Here is an 18406-nt window from a genome sequence, read left to right as displayed (position 1 = left end):
CAACCGGGGCAGGTGGGCGACGAGCCTGGCCTCCGTACCTTTTCTGACGCGAGTGGGGCATGGATCGTCAATCTCATTTCCAAGTCGGGTATCTCGAGGTTCGATCCGAGGGTCACGTTGCCCAGATCGTGATGCAACGCCCTGAGAAGCTCAACGCGATGACCGCGGGGTTCTGGTCGGATCTTCGCGAAGCGCTCGATCGCTTGGCCAGCGACGGAGAGACGCGAGTCGCGATTATCACAGGAGGAGGCGATCGCGCCTTCAGCGCTGGAGGAGATATTGCGGGCTTCCTCCATTTGCAGACCATCGACGAGATGCGCGCCTATCAGGTGGACGCAATGCAGGCCTTCGCGCACGTTGAGGGATCACCCCTGATCGTGATTGCGGCGGTAAACGGCATCGCCTACGGCGGGGGGTGCGAACTGGCCATGGCGAGCGACATCGTCATTGCGAGCGATGCTGCGCGCTTCGCGATGCCGGAAGCGATGCTCGGCCTGGTTCCCGGATTTGGCGTGCTTCGCGCGCCGGACGTCGTCGGACGGCAGATGGCGAAGCTCCTGATTGCAACCGGGGAGAATATCGACGCGCAGAGGGCTCTTGAGGTCGGTCTTGTTCAGCGCGTCGTACCCGCCGCGGAGCTAATGGTGGAAGCGCGCCGAATGGCCGAGACTATCGCCGCGCGCTCCCCGATGGCGCTTTCAGTAGCGAAGCGCATGGTCAATCGTACGATTGACGATGCAGCGCTGAACTACTCGGTGGAAGAGATTACGATTCTGCACACGTCCGAGGATCGCAAGTGCGGCGTCGAGGCATTTCTCGCAAAGCGCACTCCCGTCTTCACAGGCGGCGTAAAGGTGGCGCCGAAATGAGCCCCTCCGAGCCGACCATGCACGAGAGGGTCGCAGACCTGCGCGAGCGTCAGGCGCGCGCGCTCGAGATGGGCGGGGCCGAAGGTCTCGAAAGGCATCGCGACTCTGGGCGCCTCCCCGTGCGGGAGCGGGTCGAGTTGCTGATCGACGAGGGCAGCTGGTTCGAAATTGGTGCGCTTGCGCTGCCGGAACGGCGCACCTCTCGGCATGTGCCGGGTGACGCGGTCGTTACTGGATTCGCGACTCTCGATGGCCGTCAAATCGGCGTGATCGGAATCGACTCGTCAGTGCTTGCCGGCACCACCGCGCCCACGAGCATGCGCAAGCAGGGGCGCCTCATCGAAATAGCGCAGAAGAACGGCTATCCCCTCGTCCTGCTGTGCGATGCCGACGGGGGGCGTATACCGGACGTGATGGGGTGGCGCTTTTCCCACCTCCCGCTCGACTTCAAGACCTTTCTCAAACGCACGGATGGAGGGCCCCAGGTGCCCCGCGCCGCCGCGGTGCTCGGCCCCTCCTACGGAGACTCGGCGCTCCACGCCTCCACCGCCAATTTCGTCGTGATGCTCAACTTCGCTTCGCTTGCTCTCGTCGGGCCCTCAGTAATCGCGCCGGCGACCGGTGAGACGCTCACGGACGCCGAGCTTGGCGGCCCTGAAAAGGCAATGGCGGTGGGCAATGCGCACATGGCCGTGGAGACAGAGGCGGAGGCGATGGACGCCATTGCTGCCTTTCTCTCCTACCTCCCGTCCAACAGCGCAACACCGGCGCCGATCGCCCCCTCCCGAGGACCTGCCATCGACCCTGCGGAGCTCGAGACGATCGTGCCGCTGGGACCCAAATCGGGCTACGACATGCGGCGAGTGATAGAGGCCATCGCCGATGAAGCGAGTATCTTCCCTTGGGCAGAAGCGTGGGGCCCCTCGCTGCTCACCTGTTTTGCGCGCATTGACGGCCATCCGGTCGGCATCCTCGCCAACCAGCCGATCGTGAAGGCCGGTGCGCTGGACGCGGACGCGTTGGTCAAGGAGCACGATTTCGTCGATCTCTGCGACACGTTCAACGTGCCACTCGTTTTTCTTCAGGACGTGCCGGGGCTGATGGTCGGCACCGAGGCGGAGAGGAAGGGGACGCTGAAGGCTTACGAGAAGCTTGCATTGCGGATCTCGACGGCCACCGTCCCGAAGGTCGGCGTCATCATCCGCAAGGCTTATGGCGGCGGTCACTTCGCTATGGGCGGCCGACCTACCCACCCCGATTTCCTCTTTGCGTGGCCTTGCGCGGAGATGGGCTTCATGGCCCCCGAGACCGGCATCAAGACCGTCTACCGACGCAGGCTGGACAAAGTCTTGGCGGAGGAGGGCGAGGAGGCGCACGCAGCACTTGTGGCCGAGCTACACCGTGAATGGACCACGATCTCGGAACCTTGGGAGGCGGCGGCGCATATCGCGCTCGACGACGTGATCGAGCCGGCGCAAACGCGAGCGAAGCTGATCAAAGCCCTCGAGTTCGCATGGGGCCAGCGGCCGCGGGTCAGCGAGTGAGCAAGCTCTCTGTTGCCGAGGGTCCAGCTTTCCTGCGGCTAATGAAGCGGTACGTGGTGGAATACACGAACGCCCACAATCAGGCGCTGACCAAGGACATCATGGAGCCGGACTACCAGCTTCAGATGGGCGGTCACCGAATCTCCGGGCGTGACGGCGCTTATGCGGAGGCCACGCGTAGGCAGTTAGACCAATTTCCGGGTCTCGGCCTCACCGTGCACGAGATTTGGACCTCCGGAGAACGCCTCGCGATGCGCTTCTCGGAACATGGAGCCTCCCGCCGTCATAATGGCAACCGCGCGGCGTGGGGTGGCATCGGGCTATATCGTTGGAACGGCCGAAAGCTCACCAGCAACATGGTCGAACAGGACTACTTCTCGCGCGCGACCCAGCTTGCCAGCGGGGTGGCGTACCCCGTCGAGACGCCCGCGACGGCGCCTTGGGACACTATCGCCGCCGCACCCGATGGGGAAGTGGAGGAGGTGACGCGCCGCTGGCTGGGAGAAGGTCTTCTGGAAGCAACTCCTGGCGTGCTCTGCGACGACGCATGGCATCTTGGTCGGGAGCTTGGCCTTGTCGATCAGGAGGGGATCGAGATCAATGACCTCTTCTCGTGCGGCGACGTAGCAGCCTTTCATGCAACTCAGACAGGGAAGCTCGCCCGACAGCTTGGGGAGGTTCCTGCCGACGGCACATTGGTCCGCCTGCACATGGCAGGCATCGTTCGGATCGACCATGGCGCAGTCGCTGAGGGGCGTGTGATCCGGAATCGGCTGGACCTCATTCGCTCCGTCAATCAGCGCACCTGATGTTCGAGTCGATCCTTGTCGCCAATCGCGGTGAAATCGCAGTCCGCATCATCCGTGCGGCCCGCGAGATGGCCATCCGGACGATCGCCGTGTTCAGCGATGCGGACGAAGGCGCCTTGTGGACGCGGCTTGCGGACGAGGCCCATCGCCTTGGGCCGGCGGTCGCCAGCGAATCTTATCTCAGCATTCCACGGCTCATGGAAGTGGCGAAGGCGGCGGGCGCTGCCGCGGTGCACCCAGGCTACGGGCTCTTGAGTGAGAGCGCAGAATTCGCACGGGCTGTGGAAGAGGCAGGACTCGTCTTCATCGGTCCTGAGGCGCCGACCATCGCGATGATGGGCGACAAAGTCGAGGCACGGCGCGCTGCCCAATCGTGCGGAGTTCCGGTGCTGCCGGGGACGGATCGGCCGGTGGGGTCATTGGAAGAAGCGCTCGCCCTTGCCGACCATATCGGCTGGCCCATCGCGGTGAAGGCGAGCTTTGGCGGCGGTGGGCGCGGGATGCGGGTTGCGACCAACCCCGACCAGTTGGGCCCGGCGCTCGAGCAGGCGGCCCGCGAGGCCGCGTCCGCTTTCGGCCGCGCAGAGGTGTTCTTGGAGCGCTTTCTAATGCGCCCGCGCCATATAGAGGTGCAGGTGCTGGGCGATTCCCACGGGAACGTGATCCATCTCGGCGATCGGGATTGCTCCGTCCAGCGCCGGCACCAGAAGCTGCTGGAGGAAGCTCCCGCGCCGGCCTTACCGCCCCTGTTGCGCGCGCGCATTTCCGACGCTGCGATAACCTTGTGCCGAAGTGTAGGTTACCGTGGCGCGGGCACGGTCGAGTTTCTCGCCGACGTCGCCGATGAGAGCTTCTTCTTTCTTGAAATGAATACGCGCTTGCAGGTCGAGCACGGCGTCACCGAGCTCGTTACCGGGATAGATCTGGTCCGCCAGCAGATCTTGGTCGCTACCGGGGCGCCGCTGCAGATTCGGCAGGAGGATGTCGTGCTTCGCGGTCACGCCATCCAGGGCCGTATCGCCGCCGAGGATCCATGGGAGGGATTTCGGCCCACACCGGGTAAGGTTCGGTCGCTCAAGCTGCCGCTGGGGCCGTGGGTTCGTCTCGACTTCGGCATAGAGCAAGGAGACTCCGTACCCCAATTTTACGATTCGATGTTCGGCAAGGTGCAAGCTTGGGGCGCCACTCGCGATGAGGCGCGGGCACGCCTTGCACTTGCGCTCGACAGCCTTGCCGTGGAGGGCGTCTCCACCACGGCACCATATCTGCGCACGCTGATCGACAGGTATGCGTTCGTCGCGGCCAGCCACGACACCGGCTCGCTGGAACGGGATTGGCTACCGGATGCTTCGGGCCGCCCGGCGAAGCTCGAACCCCTGGACGAGACGGCCTCAAGGCGCAGCGAGCGCAGCGTGGGGGTACCCTGGGGCGGCCGGATCGTTGACGTCGCGGTTTACGGCCTTGCGCCTGCAAGCGGTGGGATTCCCGCTGCCTCTGGCCAGAGGCCGGACAGACGCGCCTCCGCGGTCGCGACAGGTGGCGGGCCACTTGTGACCTCGCCCATGGACGCCGTCATCATCTCGCTCGGGTCTGCCGTCGGGGACCGTGTTGCGAAGGGCGACCCCATTCTGCTTCTTGAAGCGATGAAGATGGAGGTGGTGATCGCCGCGCCCCATGACGGCATTGTTGAAGCGATCCACGTTGCGGCCGGTGACACCGTCAAGACAGGCGCGAAGCTCGTGACGGTGCTTCAGGAGGCCCGGGGATGAGTGGACCCCTCAGTGGATTGAGAGTGGTCGAATTTGCCGGAATAGGGCCCGGCCCCTTTGCCGGAATGTTGCTTGCCGACATGGGGGCCGAGGTACTGCGCATCGATCGCGCCGGTGGGGGGGACTGGCCGGAGATTCCAGTCGTATCTCGCGGCCGATCGTCTCTGGCGCTCGATCTCAAGGACGAGGAGGCGATCGGCACTTGCCTGACCGCGATCGATCACGCGGACGTGCTGATCGAGGGGTTTCGGCCCGGGGTAATGGAGCGGCTGGGGCTTGGCCCCCAGACGGTCCTTAAGCGCAATCGCAGGCTGATCTACGGCCGGGTAACGGGATGGGGTCAGGATGGCCCGATGGCGCTCCTTGCCGGGCATGACATCAACTATGTGTCCATCGCAGGCGCGCTGGCGATTATTGGTGACCCCGCCCGACCGCCATCGCCGCCGCTCAACCTGCTGGGGGATTACGCCGGGGGGTCCCTATATCTGGTGATGGGAATTCTCGCCGCGCTGCACGAGCGCATGTCCTCAGGGTGCGGCCAAGTCATCGACGCGGCGATCGTGGACGGCGTTTCCTCCATGTTGGCGCCGCTGCTTGGCATGCGGGCAGCGGAGGTCATCGAATTTGACAGGGCGCGCAACGTGCTCGGCGGTACTGAGGCACCGCATTACCGCTGCTACACCTGCCTCGACGGCAGGCACATCGCGGTTGGCCCTCTCGAACCACGTTTCCGCGCAGTACTCTCCGAGAAGCTCGGCCTGGCGCCGGCGACGCTTTCTGGGGTCGACGACAAGGAGCAGTGGGCGCGCCTCTCCGAGACCCTCGCCACTGCGTTCGCCGAGCGCACGCGCGATGAATGGGCAGAGGTTTTCGCTGGCTCCGATGCATGTGTCTCGCCCGTGCTGACACCGGAGGAGGCCGCTGCGCATCCGCAGCTGGGGGGCCGTGGAGCCCTCAGAGAGGTCGATGGCCTGCTCCAGCCTGCTCCCGCACCGCGCTTTTCGCGTACGCCGGGCACGATCCCCGGCACACGTCCGACTGGTCTCGCTCTGCTCGCCGATTGGTGCTCTTAGCGCATCGGCAGTTCGGTGGAATGCTTTCGCGGTCGCTGCTTTGCTGCTACTCGCGGGGGCTAATCGTGGAATGACTGACATGCAGAAGGCCCTGGACCCCCTCCCCGTGGGACGCCGCCGCAAGCCTGCCGGCGAGCGTAAGCCACGCGAAGAGCGGTGGAGCGAGCTTCTCGACGTCGCCGCTCGTATCTTCGCGCGCAGCGGCTACGATGCGACCTCGTTGCAGGACATCGCCGACGAGCTCGGAATGCTCAAGGGCAGTCTCTACTATTACATCACCACGAAGGGGGATTTGCTCGCGCACCTGCTGCGCAATGCGCACGAGCAAGGCATTCGCAATATCCAGCCGATCGCCGAGGGGGCTGGCAATCCCATCGAACGGCTCGCGCAGATGATCCGTACTCACGCCAATTACGTCTGCACGGACCGTGACCGTACCGCCGTCTTCCTGCACGAGCGAAAGCGATTGACGCCTGAGCAGCGTAAGGATTTTCTGGGCGACGAGCATGCGTATCGGCGCTTCTTCGAAGCCGTGATTACGGATGGTCAGCGAGAGGGTCTCGTTCGCAGCGAGCTGGATCCGAAGCTGGTCGCGCTGTGCCTGCTCGGCTCCCTCAACTCCGTGTATCAGTGGTACAAGCAGAGCGGCGAATTCTCGGCGGACGCGATTGGGGACACATTCGTGATGAGTTGGCTTGCGGGTATCACCACGCCCGCTGGGGCTGCTGTGGTCGGCATAATGTCTACCGCGGCCGCGCGGAAACCGCGGAAACCTCCGGGCTCATAACCCACAAAGGATATGCTGGGACTTGTCGCACGCGGACCTCTGTGTTACCAACCGAACGTTTGGTATTTAGGAGTTCGTCAGAATGGCCTCACTGGAGCCGCTCCGGTTCGACGGTAAGGTAGCGCTCATCACCGGCGCCGCCGGCGGCCTTGGCCTATCGCACGCGCGCGAATTCGCAGCGCGTGGCGCCAAGGTCATCCTGTCCGACATCACGCCAGACGTGAAGAGCAGCGCCTCCGGCATAGGAGATGCGGCCGCTTTCGCGGTAGGGAGTGTTACGTCACGCGCCGACTGCGAAGCCGCCGTCGCCGTGGCACTCGAGGAATTCGGACGGCTCGATATCCTGGTGAACAATGCCGGCATGTTGCGGGACCATACGCTCGAAAAGCAGACCGACGCGGAGTGGCAGTCCGTCATCGATGTGCATTTGACCGGTACTCGCAATATGACGCTCGCTGCCTGGGACGCCCTGAAGGCGTCCGGCGCAGGCCGGATCATCAACACAAGCTCGGCGTCGGGGCTCTACGGCAATTTCGGTCAGTCCAACTATTGTGCTGCGAAAATGGGCATCGTGGGATTCACAAAAGCGTGCTCTCAGGAGGGCAGGCGCTTCGGCATAAACGTCCACTGCATTGCGCCAATTGCGCACACACCGATGACGGACGATCTCTGGCCGGATGAAATGGTGAAGGCGGCGACGAGCCCGGAATTGGTCTCGCCAGTCGTTGCGTATCTTTCCTCCGAGGAATGCCAGGAAAATTCTCTAATACTCGCCGCTGGCGGTGGGTATCTCGCACGTGTCGCCGTCGTCGAGTCTGCTGGAGTGAGGCTAGCCGCCGGAGAGATGCTCGACGCCGAATGGGTTGCCGCACGCTTCAGCAGTGCTGCCGCCATGGCCCAGTGGGCCGAGCCTGCGACGGTTGCTTACGCCCTCGATCGGGCTTTCGGCCGGTGAGCGAGGCGTGTGCTACCCTCGGCCACTTGCTGGAGGAACAAGCAAGGACCCAGGCCAACCGGCCTTTTCTCGTCATCGACGACACACAACTCGACTTCGGAGAGGTGTATGCCCGAGCGCTGCGCCTCGCGCGAGGCCTGGTCGAATTGGGCCTAAGGCCGGGCGACCGAGTGGCCGTGCTGATGCCTAACAGTATTGAGGCAGCGCTAGTCTTCTACGCCTCGCACCTAGCAGGTGCGACCGCAGTGCCGATAAACGCTAGATTCAAGCGCCGTGAGCTTCGCCACATCATAACGCACTGCGACGCGCGCTTCCTTTTCACCACGCAATCGGTCAGGGAGCACGTTGATTTCGTCGCACTCATTTGGGACGCGGTGGAGGGACTTGCCACAGCGGCTGCAGGTGAACCGCTCGCGCTTTCGAGCGCGCCCGAACTCCGCCACGTGATTGTCTGCGGCGGTGAGTCTCCGTCTCCTGCGGTCGGTTGGGACGAAGTTGAGGCAGCCGGCGACGCCACTGCGAAAAGCGGCTTGTCGCCCTTCGATGTCCCCACGTGCGGCAGCGACATCGCTTTCCTGCTCTACACCTCTGGTACAACTGCGCTGCCAAAGGGATGTGAACTCACTCACGCGGCGGTGATCTCGAGTTGGCGCAGCTACGCCGAGATCATCGGTCTCAGCGCCGATGCGGGAATTTGGAGCCCGTGCCCGTTTTTTCACATAGGAGGAATCGGCCCCATGACTTCGGCGTTGCTTCGGGGAACACGTTTCCTGTCAACGACGCGTTTCGAGCCTGGCAGCGCCGTCGAAATGCTACGGCGCCATCGGCCTCGACACCTCTTCCCGGCCTTCCCGACGCTAACCCTAGCGACGCTTCGGGAGGAGGCGTTCGACCCCCAGAATTTCACATTCATCGAAACCGTGGTGAACGTCTCTCCGCCTGAGACCCAGCAGTTGATCCAGCGGTTGCTCCCGTCCGGCACGAAGCTCCTCAACGACTTTGGCATGACCGAGGCCTCGGGCATCGTCACGATGACGCGACCGTCAGACGACGATTCTCGCAGGCTGAACTCAAACGGCAGACCTCTCCCGGGCATTGAGGTCAGGATCGTGGACCCCTCGAAAGGGGAGGTGTTACCGAGCGGCGCGCACGGAGAGATACAATTCCGCGGCAACAATGCGCTGCGGTCTTATTATAAGGATCCGGAGGCGACTTCCCGCACGATTGACGGTGACGGTTGGGTCACGACGAGCGATCTCGGCTGCGTCGACGCGAACGGTGATCTGCATTTTATCGGACGCCTCAAGGACATCCTAAAGGTAGGCGGCGAAAACGTCGCGCCTGCCGAGATCGAGGCGCATCTCAGCACGCACCCAGGGGTGAGGATGGCCCAGGTGGTGGGCCGCCCGGACAAGAAATATGGTGAGGTTCCGGTAGCATTTGTCGAGCTGCTCCCCGGGAGGGTCGCGGACGAAGGCGAGATTATCGCCTTCTGCCGAGGCCATCTCGCCTCTTTCAAGGTACCACGCGAGGTCCGGTTCATAGAGGACTGGCCGATGTCGGCGAGCAAAGTCCAGAAGTTCCGCCTGCGCGAGATGCTGGCGCTATGAGGCCTTGGCATGGTGACCCATGGTGGTCGTTTCCCCTGGGCAAGCCGCAGGTGGCGGGCATCAAATAGAGGAGTCTGGGCGGCTCCCACTTCACGGCCTGCCTTGGCCAAAAAACAGGCTACCAAACAGTTGTTTGGTCTGCTAGGCTGGGTCCATATAAAGAATCACTGAGAGGGAGGGGTCCATGCGGAGCTGCTATTTGGTTGGTGCGGCGTTGTCGGCGCTCGCGGCGGGCTCGGCCGCACAGGCGCAGGATGCAGTCGTCCAGCAAACTTCGCCATCGCAAACGACCTCTGCTCCAAGTGAACCGGCCTCACAGCACGCGGCCCCTGTCGCTCAACCGCCGGGCACAGCCCCCGCTAATGAAGATGCAACACCATCGCAGGCGGCATCGGCTCAAAACGCGGCGAACGGCCAGCCAGCCGGTGCGTCGGTTCTTCTCGATGAGATTGTCGTTACGGCAAGGAAGCGCGGTGTCGCGGAAAAGGCCCAAGATACACCAATCGCTTTGACGGTGTTCAACGAGGCTCAATATAAAGCGGTCTTTGCGCAGGATTTGCGCGACCTAGGGCGCCTCGCCCCGAATGTGAAGTTCGAGGGTTCCACCATCGTAGGGCTGCAGAATTTCACCATCCGGGGTATGGGGATCACCGGTTCGACGCCGTCGGATTCCCCTGCGGTCGGCATTTTTCAAAACGGCGTGTTTTGGGGCTCGAATTATGGCGCCCTCCTCGAGACGTTCGATATCGAGTCGGTGGAGATTCTGCGCGGACCGCAGGGGACGCTTTTCGGGCGAAATGTCACGGGTGGGGCCGTGGTCGTGCGCACCAAGCGCCCCGGCCAGGAATTCGGCTTGGATGCTGATGCTACCATCGGGACGTACGGTCAGAAGGATCTCTCGTTGGCGGTAGAGGGGCCAATCGCGGGCCCGACGCTGCGCGCGCGCGTGGTCGGCCTGTATCGCAGCACCGATGGCTATTACCACAATTTGGAGACCGGTAAACGCTACGGAGCAGCCGACACCCGCCTGTTGCGGGGAACTTTGGTGTTCCAGCCTACGGGCAACCTCGATGTCACGCTGATCGGGGATTATTACAAGTCCACTGGAGACTCGACACCCGTCGTCGGAATTGAGGTTCCTGGCACTCTTCCATACAAAGCTGGCTTCCGCCAACCGGCGAACTACTGGGATATCCGCCTCGATCGGCCCGGGAGATCCGATATCGAAGTCCATTCGGCGACGTTGGAGGCTAACTTAAACGCGGCCCACGGAGTGATAACTTCGGTCTCCGGATATCGTTATGTGTTCAATAAAAACAACACCGATTTTGATGGTACGAATTTTTCAGGTTTCAATCAAAGCATTCTATTTCACTCCAAACAGTATAGTTCCGAGCTCCGCTATGCATCCAAGTTTAACGGGCCGCTCAACTTTACCGTCGGCGGGTATCTTTTCGACTTGGACCACCAGTTCCGCGAAGGCCGAAATTTGAATGCAAACTCCACCATCTTCGCGTCCGGAAATCATCTCCATGAGTCATCGGAGGCGTTGTTCGGGGAGTTCGATCTGAAGTTCGGTACCGTCACCTTCACCGGCGGCGCCCGCTATACCGCCGAAAAGATCAAGGCGGAGTCGCGTCCGTTCGGCGCCTGCCCCCTTCCTGCCACCACCGACATAAACCGTTATCTCGATCTTACCCTTCCGTGCGACCTGGGGCCCTCAGGGCAGGCGACGTATCACGACGTCTCGCCGAAAATCGGCGTCAACTGGAAGCCAGACGCCAACAATATGGTCTATGCCAACGCCACGCGAGGCTTCCGGAGCGGCGGCTTCAGCCTCAGGGGGTCGGCGATCACGCCGCCGTTTAACCCGGAAAAGGTCACTGCGTACGAGGTGGGCTATAAGGGCGATCTGCTCGAAAAGAGGCTCCGTCTGAACGTAGCCGTGTATTTGAATAAATACGATAATCTACAACGGACGATCGTTTTCGTGAGCCCGACCCTCGGCACGTTTCAAAAGACAGGCAATGCCGCTTCAGCAACCATCAAAGGGGCCGAGTTTGATATCACCCTTCAGGCGGCGAAAAACCTAGTCTTGACTGCCAATTATGGGTATACCGATGCAAAGTTCAATAGTTTCGTCGGACTGGACGTGACGGGCGACGGCGTGCCGGATCCGGATTTAGCGAAACAGCTAAAGTTTGTTCGCGTTCCGAAAAGCACGGCGAGTGCGAGTGCCAATTATACCGTTCCGTTCAATAGTGGCGCGCACCTCGACTTCCGAGTCGCAGCCACATATCAGAGCGGACAGTTTCTTGACGATTTGAACAAGTTTCATGAAGGGGCCTACACTCTCTTGGACGGAAGTGTATCGTACACGACCGCTGACAAAAAATGGCGAGCCTCCCTGTTTGTGAAGAACCTTACCGAGAAGAAATATTATTACTACTCGGCAAGCTTGGGAGCATTGGGTTTGATCCAGCTTCCTGGGGCGCCCCGTCAAATCGGCGCTCAACTCAGCTTTCACTACTGATAACCGATGGGACGGTGGATGAGCATTTCTGCCGGCCCGCGGTGACATAAATCCCGAAGCTGGCAGACGAAACGGACTTTTGGTAATGGTACGTTATCAAAGCTACCTTGAGCAGCAGACAGTCGCGGGGTTCCGAATGGACCATGTCCCGCTCGCGGGAACAGGCCTGGTCTTCATCTGCCCATTCGTGGTTTGTAGCAGCGACTCTGGCCGCATGTTCCAGCTGATGCGTGGGATAAATGGTCGGCAGAAGGGCGTCACGATCAACTTTGGGATCTACGAGGTCACGGACGAGCTCGACGCTCAGGGGCCTTTCCTCTACAAGGCGGACGAAGCGCCAGTCCTCGAGCCGTTGAAGATACGGGATGATGGCCAAACGGTCACTTACGCCGGCGACCATTTCAGCCTGGACTTCGGCCTTGAAGGCTACCGCTGGATTGATGCAGGCGGCAAAGTCGACCTCGCGATTGAGCCCGTGGGGAGCGTGAGCACCTTCTCGATACCGGCGCAGGAGCACCTCGAGCACCCCCAAGTGCTGCGCAGCCACATGGGTCGAGTCACAGGGGTAATCGCCGGCGAAACTGTGTCCGGCCTCTTCATGGTGGATTTCATCTACAGCCGGCCGGACCTGCTGTGGAACGAAATGGGGATGATGACGGAGCTGCACAACGTGTGGCTCAACTGGCTGGTCGAGTATGAGGATGGCGGGTACGAAGGCGGCCTCGCCTGGAGAGGCCGGCCGGGCACTGACTTTGCCGCCGCACATCACGTGGTAGACGGGGTCAGTACAGGTCGCTGCGATGCGGTCATTGATTTCGACACGACTGACAGGGGAACGCCGACAGTTGTACGCTTGTCTCTCGGGGAGGACACGCAAGTCGAACTGCGGCAGCGCGGATCTCAGGACTGGCCGATGCACACCTGCGGTACCGTCGCGAGCATCAATCGGGACCGGAAAATAAAGCGTAGCTGGAATTATACGGAATTCTACCCGCTGAACTGGCCGGCTGTCATTAACTACTTTAGTGCTTACGCTGAGCTGCACGGTGCGCCGCCGTCTTGGCGCAAAACATTCGCTGAGGCTCGCCTAGTGGATCAGCGGGTCGTGTGGTGATTTGCTCCAAGGTATTCCGCTGGCCCGGCGCGAAAGCTTTTCCAGGAAATCATGCGGCCTGGCCTTGCTATACAAGCCGCCGCGCGGTTGGCGCTCCTTCTTTAGCGAGGTTGAGATTATCGTCGCCGGCATGCTGAAGTCCCTTGGCGCCGAACACCTGGTACGCTCCGTATACGTTACCTGACGCACACTTAGCTAAGGATGAATAGCGGAAAACTGGCTCCCCCGACAGGATTCGAACCTGCGGCACCAAGCATAGAAGCAACGTGCTCCCCCGCATCGGCGCGGCTTAGGGATCTCACTGCCCCCTAAGATGCCTCCAAATGCGCTTCGTTGCGGCGGGGCGGTAGTTCTGCCCCAGGAGCCATCTCTCTAATGCTCTGGTGATGCGGGTGAAGAGCATCACGGATGACACGATCGAGACGGCGGCCCGGCCCATCACCGTGCGCATCCGAGAGGCGTGCCGTCTGACGGGAATGGGGCGATCCAAGCTCTACATGCTCATCGCCGAGGGGCATATCGAGGTGGTGAAGGTTGGATCCATGACGCTCATCCCCTTCCGCAGCCTCGAGAAATTTCTCGGCGTCGACGCCCGCTAAAGCTGCGCGGCCGCATCGCTGTTCGACGGAAGTGATAGCCGTTGTTGTGGGGTCCTTAACGTCGGGTGTTGTCCTAGCGGACTGTCTGCTGCGGCGGACGGAGCGGCTAACGGGACGCCCGCGACAGCTGGGCGCCTATGTCCGCTTACGCCGCCTTTGCGGGCGTTAAGCCGCTGGCCGCGAACTCCCCGGAATCGGAACTCGTCGAGCAACATCGGAATGGCCACTTCCGACCCTTTACGAAGCACCGCCCCTCGGAGTGGACCGCGAAAGGAGAATTTAACCGAAACCGCGCAACGACAGCTTTGGAGTGGGTGTTTGCGAAGGTATAAATGAGTTTGAGGCTTAAGGATTGGTGGCTCTATGGAAATTTCATACGACGATATCACCAGTAGAATTACAGTGCCGCCGCTTTGGTGGCTCGATGGCGTGCCCCGCTATGATCAGTTTCGGCCGGAAGCGATGTCTCCTCGAGGGTATACCGAAGCCCTATTGGTCCATGCCCGCTGCCAGATGTGCGCTCGCGACTTCCACGTCGCGTTGTGGCACAAGCCGGTCGGAGAACTGAGCTACACTGGCCTGTTGAACACCCGACGTGAAATCGGACTCGTCGGGGATCCTCCAAGTCACAACTGCGGCGGAGACTCGGAGACGGCTAACGAAATCGCCGTTCTCGAGTTTTGGAGGCGCCTTACGGCGCCGGGTACTCCATGGGAAAGAGTTCCCGACCTCGAGCGGAGCTTGGAGGAGTCTGATGCGGCGAGGCAGGAGCGCCACCGAGAAGGATGGGCGCGCATCCGTCGCTTCCGCGACCGGCCGGAGGGCCTCATGGGTTCCTGGAGGAGTTACCCGGCGCCGCCCGACTTCCCACATCAGCTTCCAAGGCCATATATTGAGCGCTCCGACACCACTGGAAAGTTTATCGACACGCCCCGACTCAATCAACGTCGACGACTGGCTCTCCTTGCCATATCCGGCCGAGTAAGTCTTGATGAGTTCGAGGAATTAGAGGAACGGCCCCAGACGGAATACGCAGACTACGAGGCGCGACGCCCAGCAACGCGCGCGGAGTGGGCGGAATCACTCATGGGGGAAGTGAGGGAGATCGACGAAACCGTCCTTGCGAACGCGATCGTCGGCTATTGGGAGATGTCTTCCGAGCAACGTGAAGAGCGCTATTGCCACGGCTTAAACAAGCTTCTGTACGAGTTGGCGGTCGAGGGGAAAATTGCGCCGGAAGAGCGGCAGCAAGTCGTGGGCTCACTAATCAGAAACTTCTATACTTTTTGAGCATCGCGGCGACCGCATTCACTCCCGAGCACCGGGGGCGGCGGTCCATTTTCGACGCAATGCGGACATAGGTGACCACTCGGCGCCAGCGTCCGGTTGGCCGCTCCCCGGGGACGCGAACCGACGGTCCGAATTCGGCTAGGTTCAGCCCTGGGTAGGCTTTGCGCCAGTAGCGGACCTTGCCGGCCACGGGCGGGACTGTTGAAAGCGGACATTCGTTCAGGATCGGCCGGCAAGTCCGCTATCGAGCCATTGCGGACGTTGGCGGTCCGCCGGCCGCACGTCAGCCTTGCGCCAATCGCGGCCGTTCTGCACCCCATCAGCTAAACCCGAAGGCAGACCCCCGCGGCGCACACGCGACTGGCCGGCGTGCGGTCCGAAGGGCGCGAATCTAGCCCCTATCCCCCGTCTGAATTTATGATAAGTCGACACTTGCGACTATTCTCGCGCTGGCGGTCCCCAGAGCACATTCCCGACCTCAGCGCGGCGCCTAAACGATCCAGGGCTGCTCAGGCGAAATATCAGGATCATGATGCGGGGGGCCTCAATTGGGACACCCTATGGGTTATCAGCAGGACAACGCAAAACGTGATAAGCGCGATGATATCTAAAACCCCTACGACAACATGCCGGTGAGTGAGGAGAGCGATAACCGCACGCACAGATACATATCCCGCCAAAAGCCCAGCCACGGCTACGACAGCTCTGAAGATCCGCATCATTTACACTCCCGCAACGGTGCGCCTGTGAAGGGCCACGGCCGTTCCAATCAGGTCGTCGGCTGCTCTTCTCCTCCGAACATCGCCGGCAACAGTAGCATTCTCACCAGGTCGCCGCTCTCAGCGAGACGGGATGCCTGTTCCAGCGACGCTACCCCGGACTAGTCGGGGCCATTTTGCTTCCGTCTTCCTCCGAAGCCAGCTCATACCCGCTCCAATGTCTAGGCATGGTCATAGCAGGCCAACGTCCGCTTTCGACCCGAAGCGGACATTGATCGGATGTCTGCTTTCGACCCATCGCAGACATTCAGATGTCGGGGCCCATCACGCGAGCTCAAGGGCTGCCGATTGATTCCGCGCGCAGCACCTGCCCACGACGGCCGACCTGGATAATCCAGTATATCGGTTTGAGCGGCGTGAACGAGGACGCGTAGACGATCTCTCCGACACAGCCTCTCCCTGCTCCGTAGGGGAAGCGGCTTTCGCACGCTCCTCGCCAGCTCGGGGTTCCTAGGAGCCGCACTGCGCTCTCTGCCGGGGATCCCGGCTGAACTTGGCCAATCGCTCGATCGATTCGGTCATCGCGCCTGAGGCCGTAAACGACACAGCACGCGGCGCCGAGCAGGAGCAACGTGACAGCCGAGAATCCGAGGAGCGACCTCTTTGGGCGGTTAGGCTGAATCATGTCTCGCCGCGTCAAGGTGTTGGAGAACGGGACTGAGCGAGGATTCGCTCGCTCGCTTCGACAGGCTGCTCACACGGCGAGAGCTTGAGCGGCAACGCAATCTGTTCCATTTTCTGTCGTCTGCCCCGATTCTCCGAAGACCCGCTTATCGCCAAGGCTCTCGCCCCCGTCGAGGCGGTCGAGCAGCGGGCGCACGTTCCGCCTCGCCCTAGGCTGTCTGCTTGATCGTGCCGGAGAGGCAGAGCCTACCGGGCTCCCTCGCCTCAACGTGACGCATGTTCACGAACGCCACCATCTCAAAAAGGTCACTGAGAAGGCTTGGCGCTCGATCTTTGAGGCCTTGTCCGTGGATGAGGTTGATCGTCACGACATCCGCAGTGCGAAGGCCCACATCGGTCATCTCGCCTGGGGTGGTCATGCAATCCACCCAAGCCGCAGCGTTCCTCCCATAGAAAGCGGGGAACCGGAACGCCTTGGAAAACTCCTCGTGAAATGACGGCCAGTCTGAAATCCGACTGCAGTCCACGCCGATGATCTTGCTCATAGGGAACGACTGACACTGACCAGCAATGTCCGCAATGGGTCGAAAGCTGACGTTCAGCGCTTCGGCTATCGAAGGTCCGATAACGGGCAGCGCTAGCGGCCGGTGAACTCAGCTAGTGGCGCTTAACGGACGCTCGATCGAGGCGTTGCGGGAGCTGGAAATCGAATTTGTTCGATTTAGCAGCGACTTGGAAGCAGGGGCACTCGTGGGGTCGCGTGCGCGCGTCCAACAAGAATATCATCCTTCATTCAATACTTTAGACGAGGATTGTGGTTTCCTCCGTCTCCGCCAGCTTTCAAATCTTGAGCCCCGACGCGACGAACCAGGCCGCAGCGCCCGCAGCGAGTGCGGCTGGCACGGCTATCCACCAGCGCGCGATCCTCGGCTCGGCGCCCTCGGAGGCGCCTCGACCGGTGAGCATCGGCGCGACGAGGTTCCGCTTCCTCGCCACGACATAATAAGCGATCGCCGCGATGTGCAGGGCGATCAGCGCCACGAGCCCCCAGAACAATTTGTGGTGAATCGCCGCCGCGCTGCGGGCGGTGTCGAAGCTGACGAGATAGGAGAGCGGGCCCGATTCGAGCCCGTCTTCGTCGACTGCGAAGAGGCCGAGGCCGATCTGGGCGGCCAGGGCTGCGAGCAAAGCGAGGACGCTGAGGGCGCCGAGCGGGTTGTGGCCGGGCGATGCAGGCGCCTCTCCCCGCAAATATCGCCGAATGGCGGCAGGGCCGCGGACGAAGGCGGCGAAGCGCGCCGTCTCGCTGCCCGCAAAGCCCCAGATCAGCCGGAAGAGCAAAAGGCCGAGCAGGAGGTATCCGGACAGCCGGTGCCGCTCCAGCTGGTCGTTATGCGCCGTCCACCACGACCAAGGGATGAGCGCCGCCATCGCCCAGTGGACGAGGCGGGTCGGCAGGTCCCAGACCCGCACGGAGCCGGCGGCCATCGCGCGCTGCGGCCCTTAGTGGTCGGACAGCTTGTACGTCGTGTGGCAGCCCTTGCAGGCGCCGCCCACCTGCCCGGCGAGCGGCCCGAGCACGGCCGGATCGGCGCTGCGCGCGGCGGCGTTCGAAAGCGCGATGCTCGCCTTGGCGAAGGCGGCGGCCTTGGCGTCGAAATCGCGGCGGTTGGTCCAGATCTCCGGCTTGGCGGCGGTCTTCACGCCGGCCTCCGCGCCGCTGCCCTTGGGGAACCAAGTGTGCGCCCGCTTGGCCAACTCGGCCAGTTCGTGAGTCTGCGCCTTGAGCGTGGCGGCGTCGTGGGCGCCGTGAAGCTGGTCGTTAATGCCTTTGAAATTGCGGCCGACCTGCTTCATCCCGGCCTGGCGGGCGGCGACCTGCGCCTTGGGATCGGCGGTGGCGGCGACGAGGAGGACGGCGGCGGCGGCAACGAGGGCGAGGCTGGCGAGACGCATGAAACTTAACTCCCGATGGAATGGCGGGATGGTGCCGCCTCGCGCGCCGTTCGGCAAGTGCCGGTTGAAGCTGCCGGGGGAGCCGCATAGGAACC

General features: G+C 62.1%; 15 protein-coding genes. 12 read left to right on the top strand and 3 right to left on the bottom strand.

Annotated features, from left to right (window positions below; genetic code table 11):
* Positions 1 to 59: 59 nt before the first annotated feature.
* The 12 genes from VGC56_RS05630 (at position 60) to VGC56_RS05575 (ending at position 14952) form a co-directional block, all read left to right on the top strand.
* A complete protein-coding gene (locus VGC56_RS05630; RefSeq protein ID WP_464123807.1) occupies positions 60 to 869 on the top strand; it encodes an enoyl-CoA hydratase/isomerase family protein in 810 nt (269 codons plus the stop codon).
* The gene (locus VGC56_RS05625; RefSeq protein ID WP_464123805.1) at positions 866 to 2413 is read left to right on the top strand and encodes an acyl-CoA carboxylase subunit beta; all 1548 of its coding nucleotides are present in this window, start codon (positions 866 to 868) and stop codon (positions 2411 to 2413) included. The genes VGC56_RS05630 and VGC56_RS05625 overlap by 4 nt, the downstream gene beginning before the upstream one ends.
* A gap of 41 nt (positions 2414 to 2454) precedes the next feature.
* The gene (locus VGC56_RS05620) at positions 2455 to 3222 is read left to right on the top strand and encodes a nuclear transport factor 2 family protein (protein ID WP_464123803.1); all 768 of its coding nucleotides are present in this window, start codon (positions 2455 to 2457) and stop codon (positions 3220 to 3222) included.
* Positions 3222 to 4991, top strand: a complete 1770-nt coding sequence (locus tag VGC56_RS05615) for an acetyl/propionyl/methylcrotonyl-CoA carboxylase subunit alpha (protein WP_464123801.1) — start codon at positions 3222 to 3224, stop codon at positions 4989 to 4991. Before VGC56_RS05620 ends, VGC56_RS05615 begins: the two co-directional genes overlap by 1 nt.
* Positions 4988 to 6064 (top strand): CaiB/BaiF CoA transferase family protein, encoded by a 1077-nt coding sequence (locus VGC56_RS05610; RefSeq protein WP_464123800.1) that lies wholly within the window; start codon positions 4988 to 4990, stop codon positions 6062 to 6064. The genes VGC56_RS05615 and VGC56_RS05610 overlap by 4 nt, the downstream gene beginning before the upstream one ends.
* A gap of 79 nt (positions 6065 to 6143) precedes the next feature.
* The gene (locus tag VGC56_RS05605; protein WP_464123798.1) at positions 6144 to 6851 is read left to right on the top strand and encodes a TetR/AcrR family transcriptional regulator; all 708 of its coding nucleotides are present in this window, start codon (positions 6144 to 6146) and stop codon (positions 6849 to 6851) included.
* Positions 6852 to 6933: 82 nt separating this feature from the next.
* Positions 6934 to 7806 carry an SDR family NAD(P)-dependent oxidoreductase gene (locus VGC56_RS05600; RefSeq protein WP_464123796.1) on the top strand — a complete coding sequence of 291 codons (873 nt, stop codon included), beginning with the start codon at positions 6934 to 6936 and terminating at the stop codon, positions 7804 to 7806.
* Between the two features lie 26 nt (positions 7807 to 7832).
* Positions 7833 to 9416, top strand: a complete 1584-nt coding sequence (locus VGC56_RS05595) for a class I adenylate-forming enzyme family protein (protein ID WP_464123795.1) — start codon at positions 7833 to 7835, stop codon at positions 9414 to 9416.
* Positions 9417 to 9600: 184 nt separating this feature from the next.
* Positions 9601 to 11949, top strand: coding sequence for a TonB-dependent receptor (locus VGC56_RS05590; protein ID WP_464123794.1), 2349 nt, complete (start codon positions 9601 to 9603; stop codon positions 11947 to 11949).
* A gap of 214 nt (positions 11950 to 12163) precedes the next feature.
* On the top strand, positions 12164 to 13063 hold the full coding sequence (locus VGC56_RS05585) for a hypothetical protein (RefSeq protein ID WP_464123792.1): 900 nt from the start codon (positions 12164 to 12166) through the stop codon (positions 13061 to 13063).
* A gap of 386 nt (positions 13064 to 13449) precedes the next feature.
* A complete protein-coding gene (locus tag VGC56_RS05580; RefSeq protein ID WP_464123791.1) occupies positions 13450 to 13662 on the top strand; it encodes an excisionase family DNA-binding protein in 213 nt (70 codons plus the stop codon).
* Positions 13663 to 14025: 363 nt separating this feature from the next.
* The gene (locus tag VGC56_RS05575; RefSeq protein ID WP_464123789.1) at positions 14026 to 14952 is read left to right on the top strand and encodes a hypothetical protein; all 927 of its coding nucleotides are present in this window, start codon (positions 14026 to 14028) and stop codon (positions 14950 to 14952) included.
* Between the two features lie 1612 nt (positions 14953 to 16564).
* Here the strand turns inward: VGC56_RS05575 and VGC56_RS05570 are convergent.
* The 3 genes from VGC56_RS05570 to VGC56_RS05560 all read right to left on the bottom strand — a co-directional run bounded on the left by VGC56_RS05570 (position 16565) and on the right by VGC56_RS05560 (position 18311).
* Positions 16565 to 16900 (bottom strand): barstar family protein, encoded by a 336-nt coding sequence (locus VGC56_RS05570; protein WP_464123788.1) that lies wholly within the window; start codon positions 16898 to 16900, stop codon positions 16565 to 16567.
* Between the two features lie 295 nt (positions 16901 to 17195).
* Positions 17196 to 17843 carry a cytochrome b/b6 domain-containing protein gene (locus VGC56_RS05565; protein WP_464123786.1) on the bottom strand — a complete coding sequence of 216 codons (648 nt, stop codon included), beginning with the start codon at positions 17841 to 17843 and terminating at the stop codon, positions 17196 to 17198.
* 15 nt (positions 17844 to 17858) lie between these two features.
* Positions 17859 to 18311 (bottom strand): c-type cytochrome, encoded by a 453-nt coding sequence (locus tag VGC56_RS05560; RefSeq protein ID WP_464123784.1) that lies wholly within the window; start codon positions 18309 to 18311, stop codon positions 17859 to 17861.
* Between the last annotated feature and the right edge of the window lie 95 nt (positions 18312 to 18406).

This window comes from Allosphingosinicella sp., from assembly GCF_036403745.1.
In the GTDB taxonomy this organism is placed as follows: Bacteria; Pseudomonadota; Alphaproteobacteria; order Sphingomonadales; family Sphingomonadaceae; genus Allosphingosinicella.
The sequence above is the reverse complement of the archived record's forward strand: the minus strand, read 5'-3'. Positions and strand labels throughout refer to the sequence as shown.

Bases quoted from the DNA above. Each gene is read 5' to 3' on its own strand.
- VGC56_RS05625 (WP_464123805.1), top strand. From the start codon at position 866: ATGAGCCCCTCCGAGCCGACCATGCACGAGAGGGTCGCAGACCTGCGC.
- VGC56_RS05620 (WP_464123803.1), top strand. From the start codon at position 2,455: ATGAAGCGGTACGTGGTGGAATACACGAACGCCCACAATCAGGCGCTG.
- VGC56_RS05590 (WP_464123794.1), top strand. From the start codon at position 9,601: ATGCGGAGCTGCTATTTGGTTGGTGCGGCGTTGTCGGCGCTCGCGGCG.
- VGC56_RS05565 (WP_464123786.1), bottom strand. From the start codon at position 17,843: ATGGCCGCCGGCTCCGTGCGGGTCTGGGACCTGCCGACCCGCCTCGTC.
- VGC56_RS05575 (WP_464123789.1), top strand. From the start codon at position 14,026: ATGGAAATTTCATACGACGATATCACCAGTAGAATTACAGTGCCGCCG.
- VGC56_RS05560 (WP_464123784.1), bottom strand. From the start codon at position 18,311: ATGCGTCTCGCCAGCCTCGCCCTCGTTGCCGCCGCCGCCGTCCTCCTC.
- VGC56_RS05580 (WP_464123791.1), top strand. From the start codon at position 13,450: ATGCGGGTGAAGAGCATCACGGATGACACGATCGAGACGGCGGCCCGG.
- VGC56_RS05585 (WP_464123792.1), top strand. From the start codon at position 12,164: ATGTTCCAGCTGATGCGTGGGATAAATGGTCGGCAGAAGGGCGTCACG.
- VGC56_RS05615 (WP_464123801.1), top strand. From the start codon at position 3,222: ATGTTCGAGTCGATCCTTGTCGCCAATCGCGGTGAAATCGCAGTCCGC.
- VGC56_RS05610 (WP_464123800.1), top strand. From the start codon at position 4,988: ATGAGTGGACCCCTCAGTGGATTGAGAGTGGTCGAATTTGCCGGAATA.
- VGC56_RS05570 (WP_464123788.1), bottom strand. From the start codon at position 16,900: ATGAGCAAGATCATCGGCGTGGACTGCAGTCGGATTTCAGACTGGCCG.
- VGC56_RS05605 (WP_464123798.1), top strand. From the start codon at position 6,144: ATGCAGAAGGCCCTGGACCCCCTCCCCGTGGGACGCCGCCGCAAGCCT.
- VGC56_RS05600 (WP_464123796.1), top strand. From the start codon at position 6,934: ATGGCCTCACTGGAGCCGCTCCGGTTCGACGGTAAGGTAGCGCTCATC.
- VGC56_RS05630 (WP_464123807.1), top strand. From the start codon at position 60: ATGGATCGTCAATCTCATTTCCAAGTCGGGTATCTCGAGGTTCGATCC.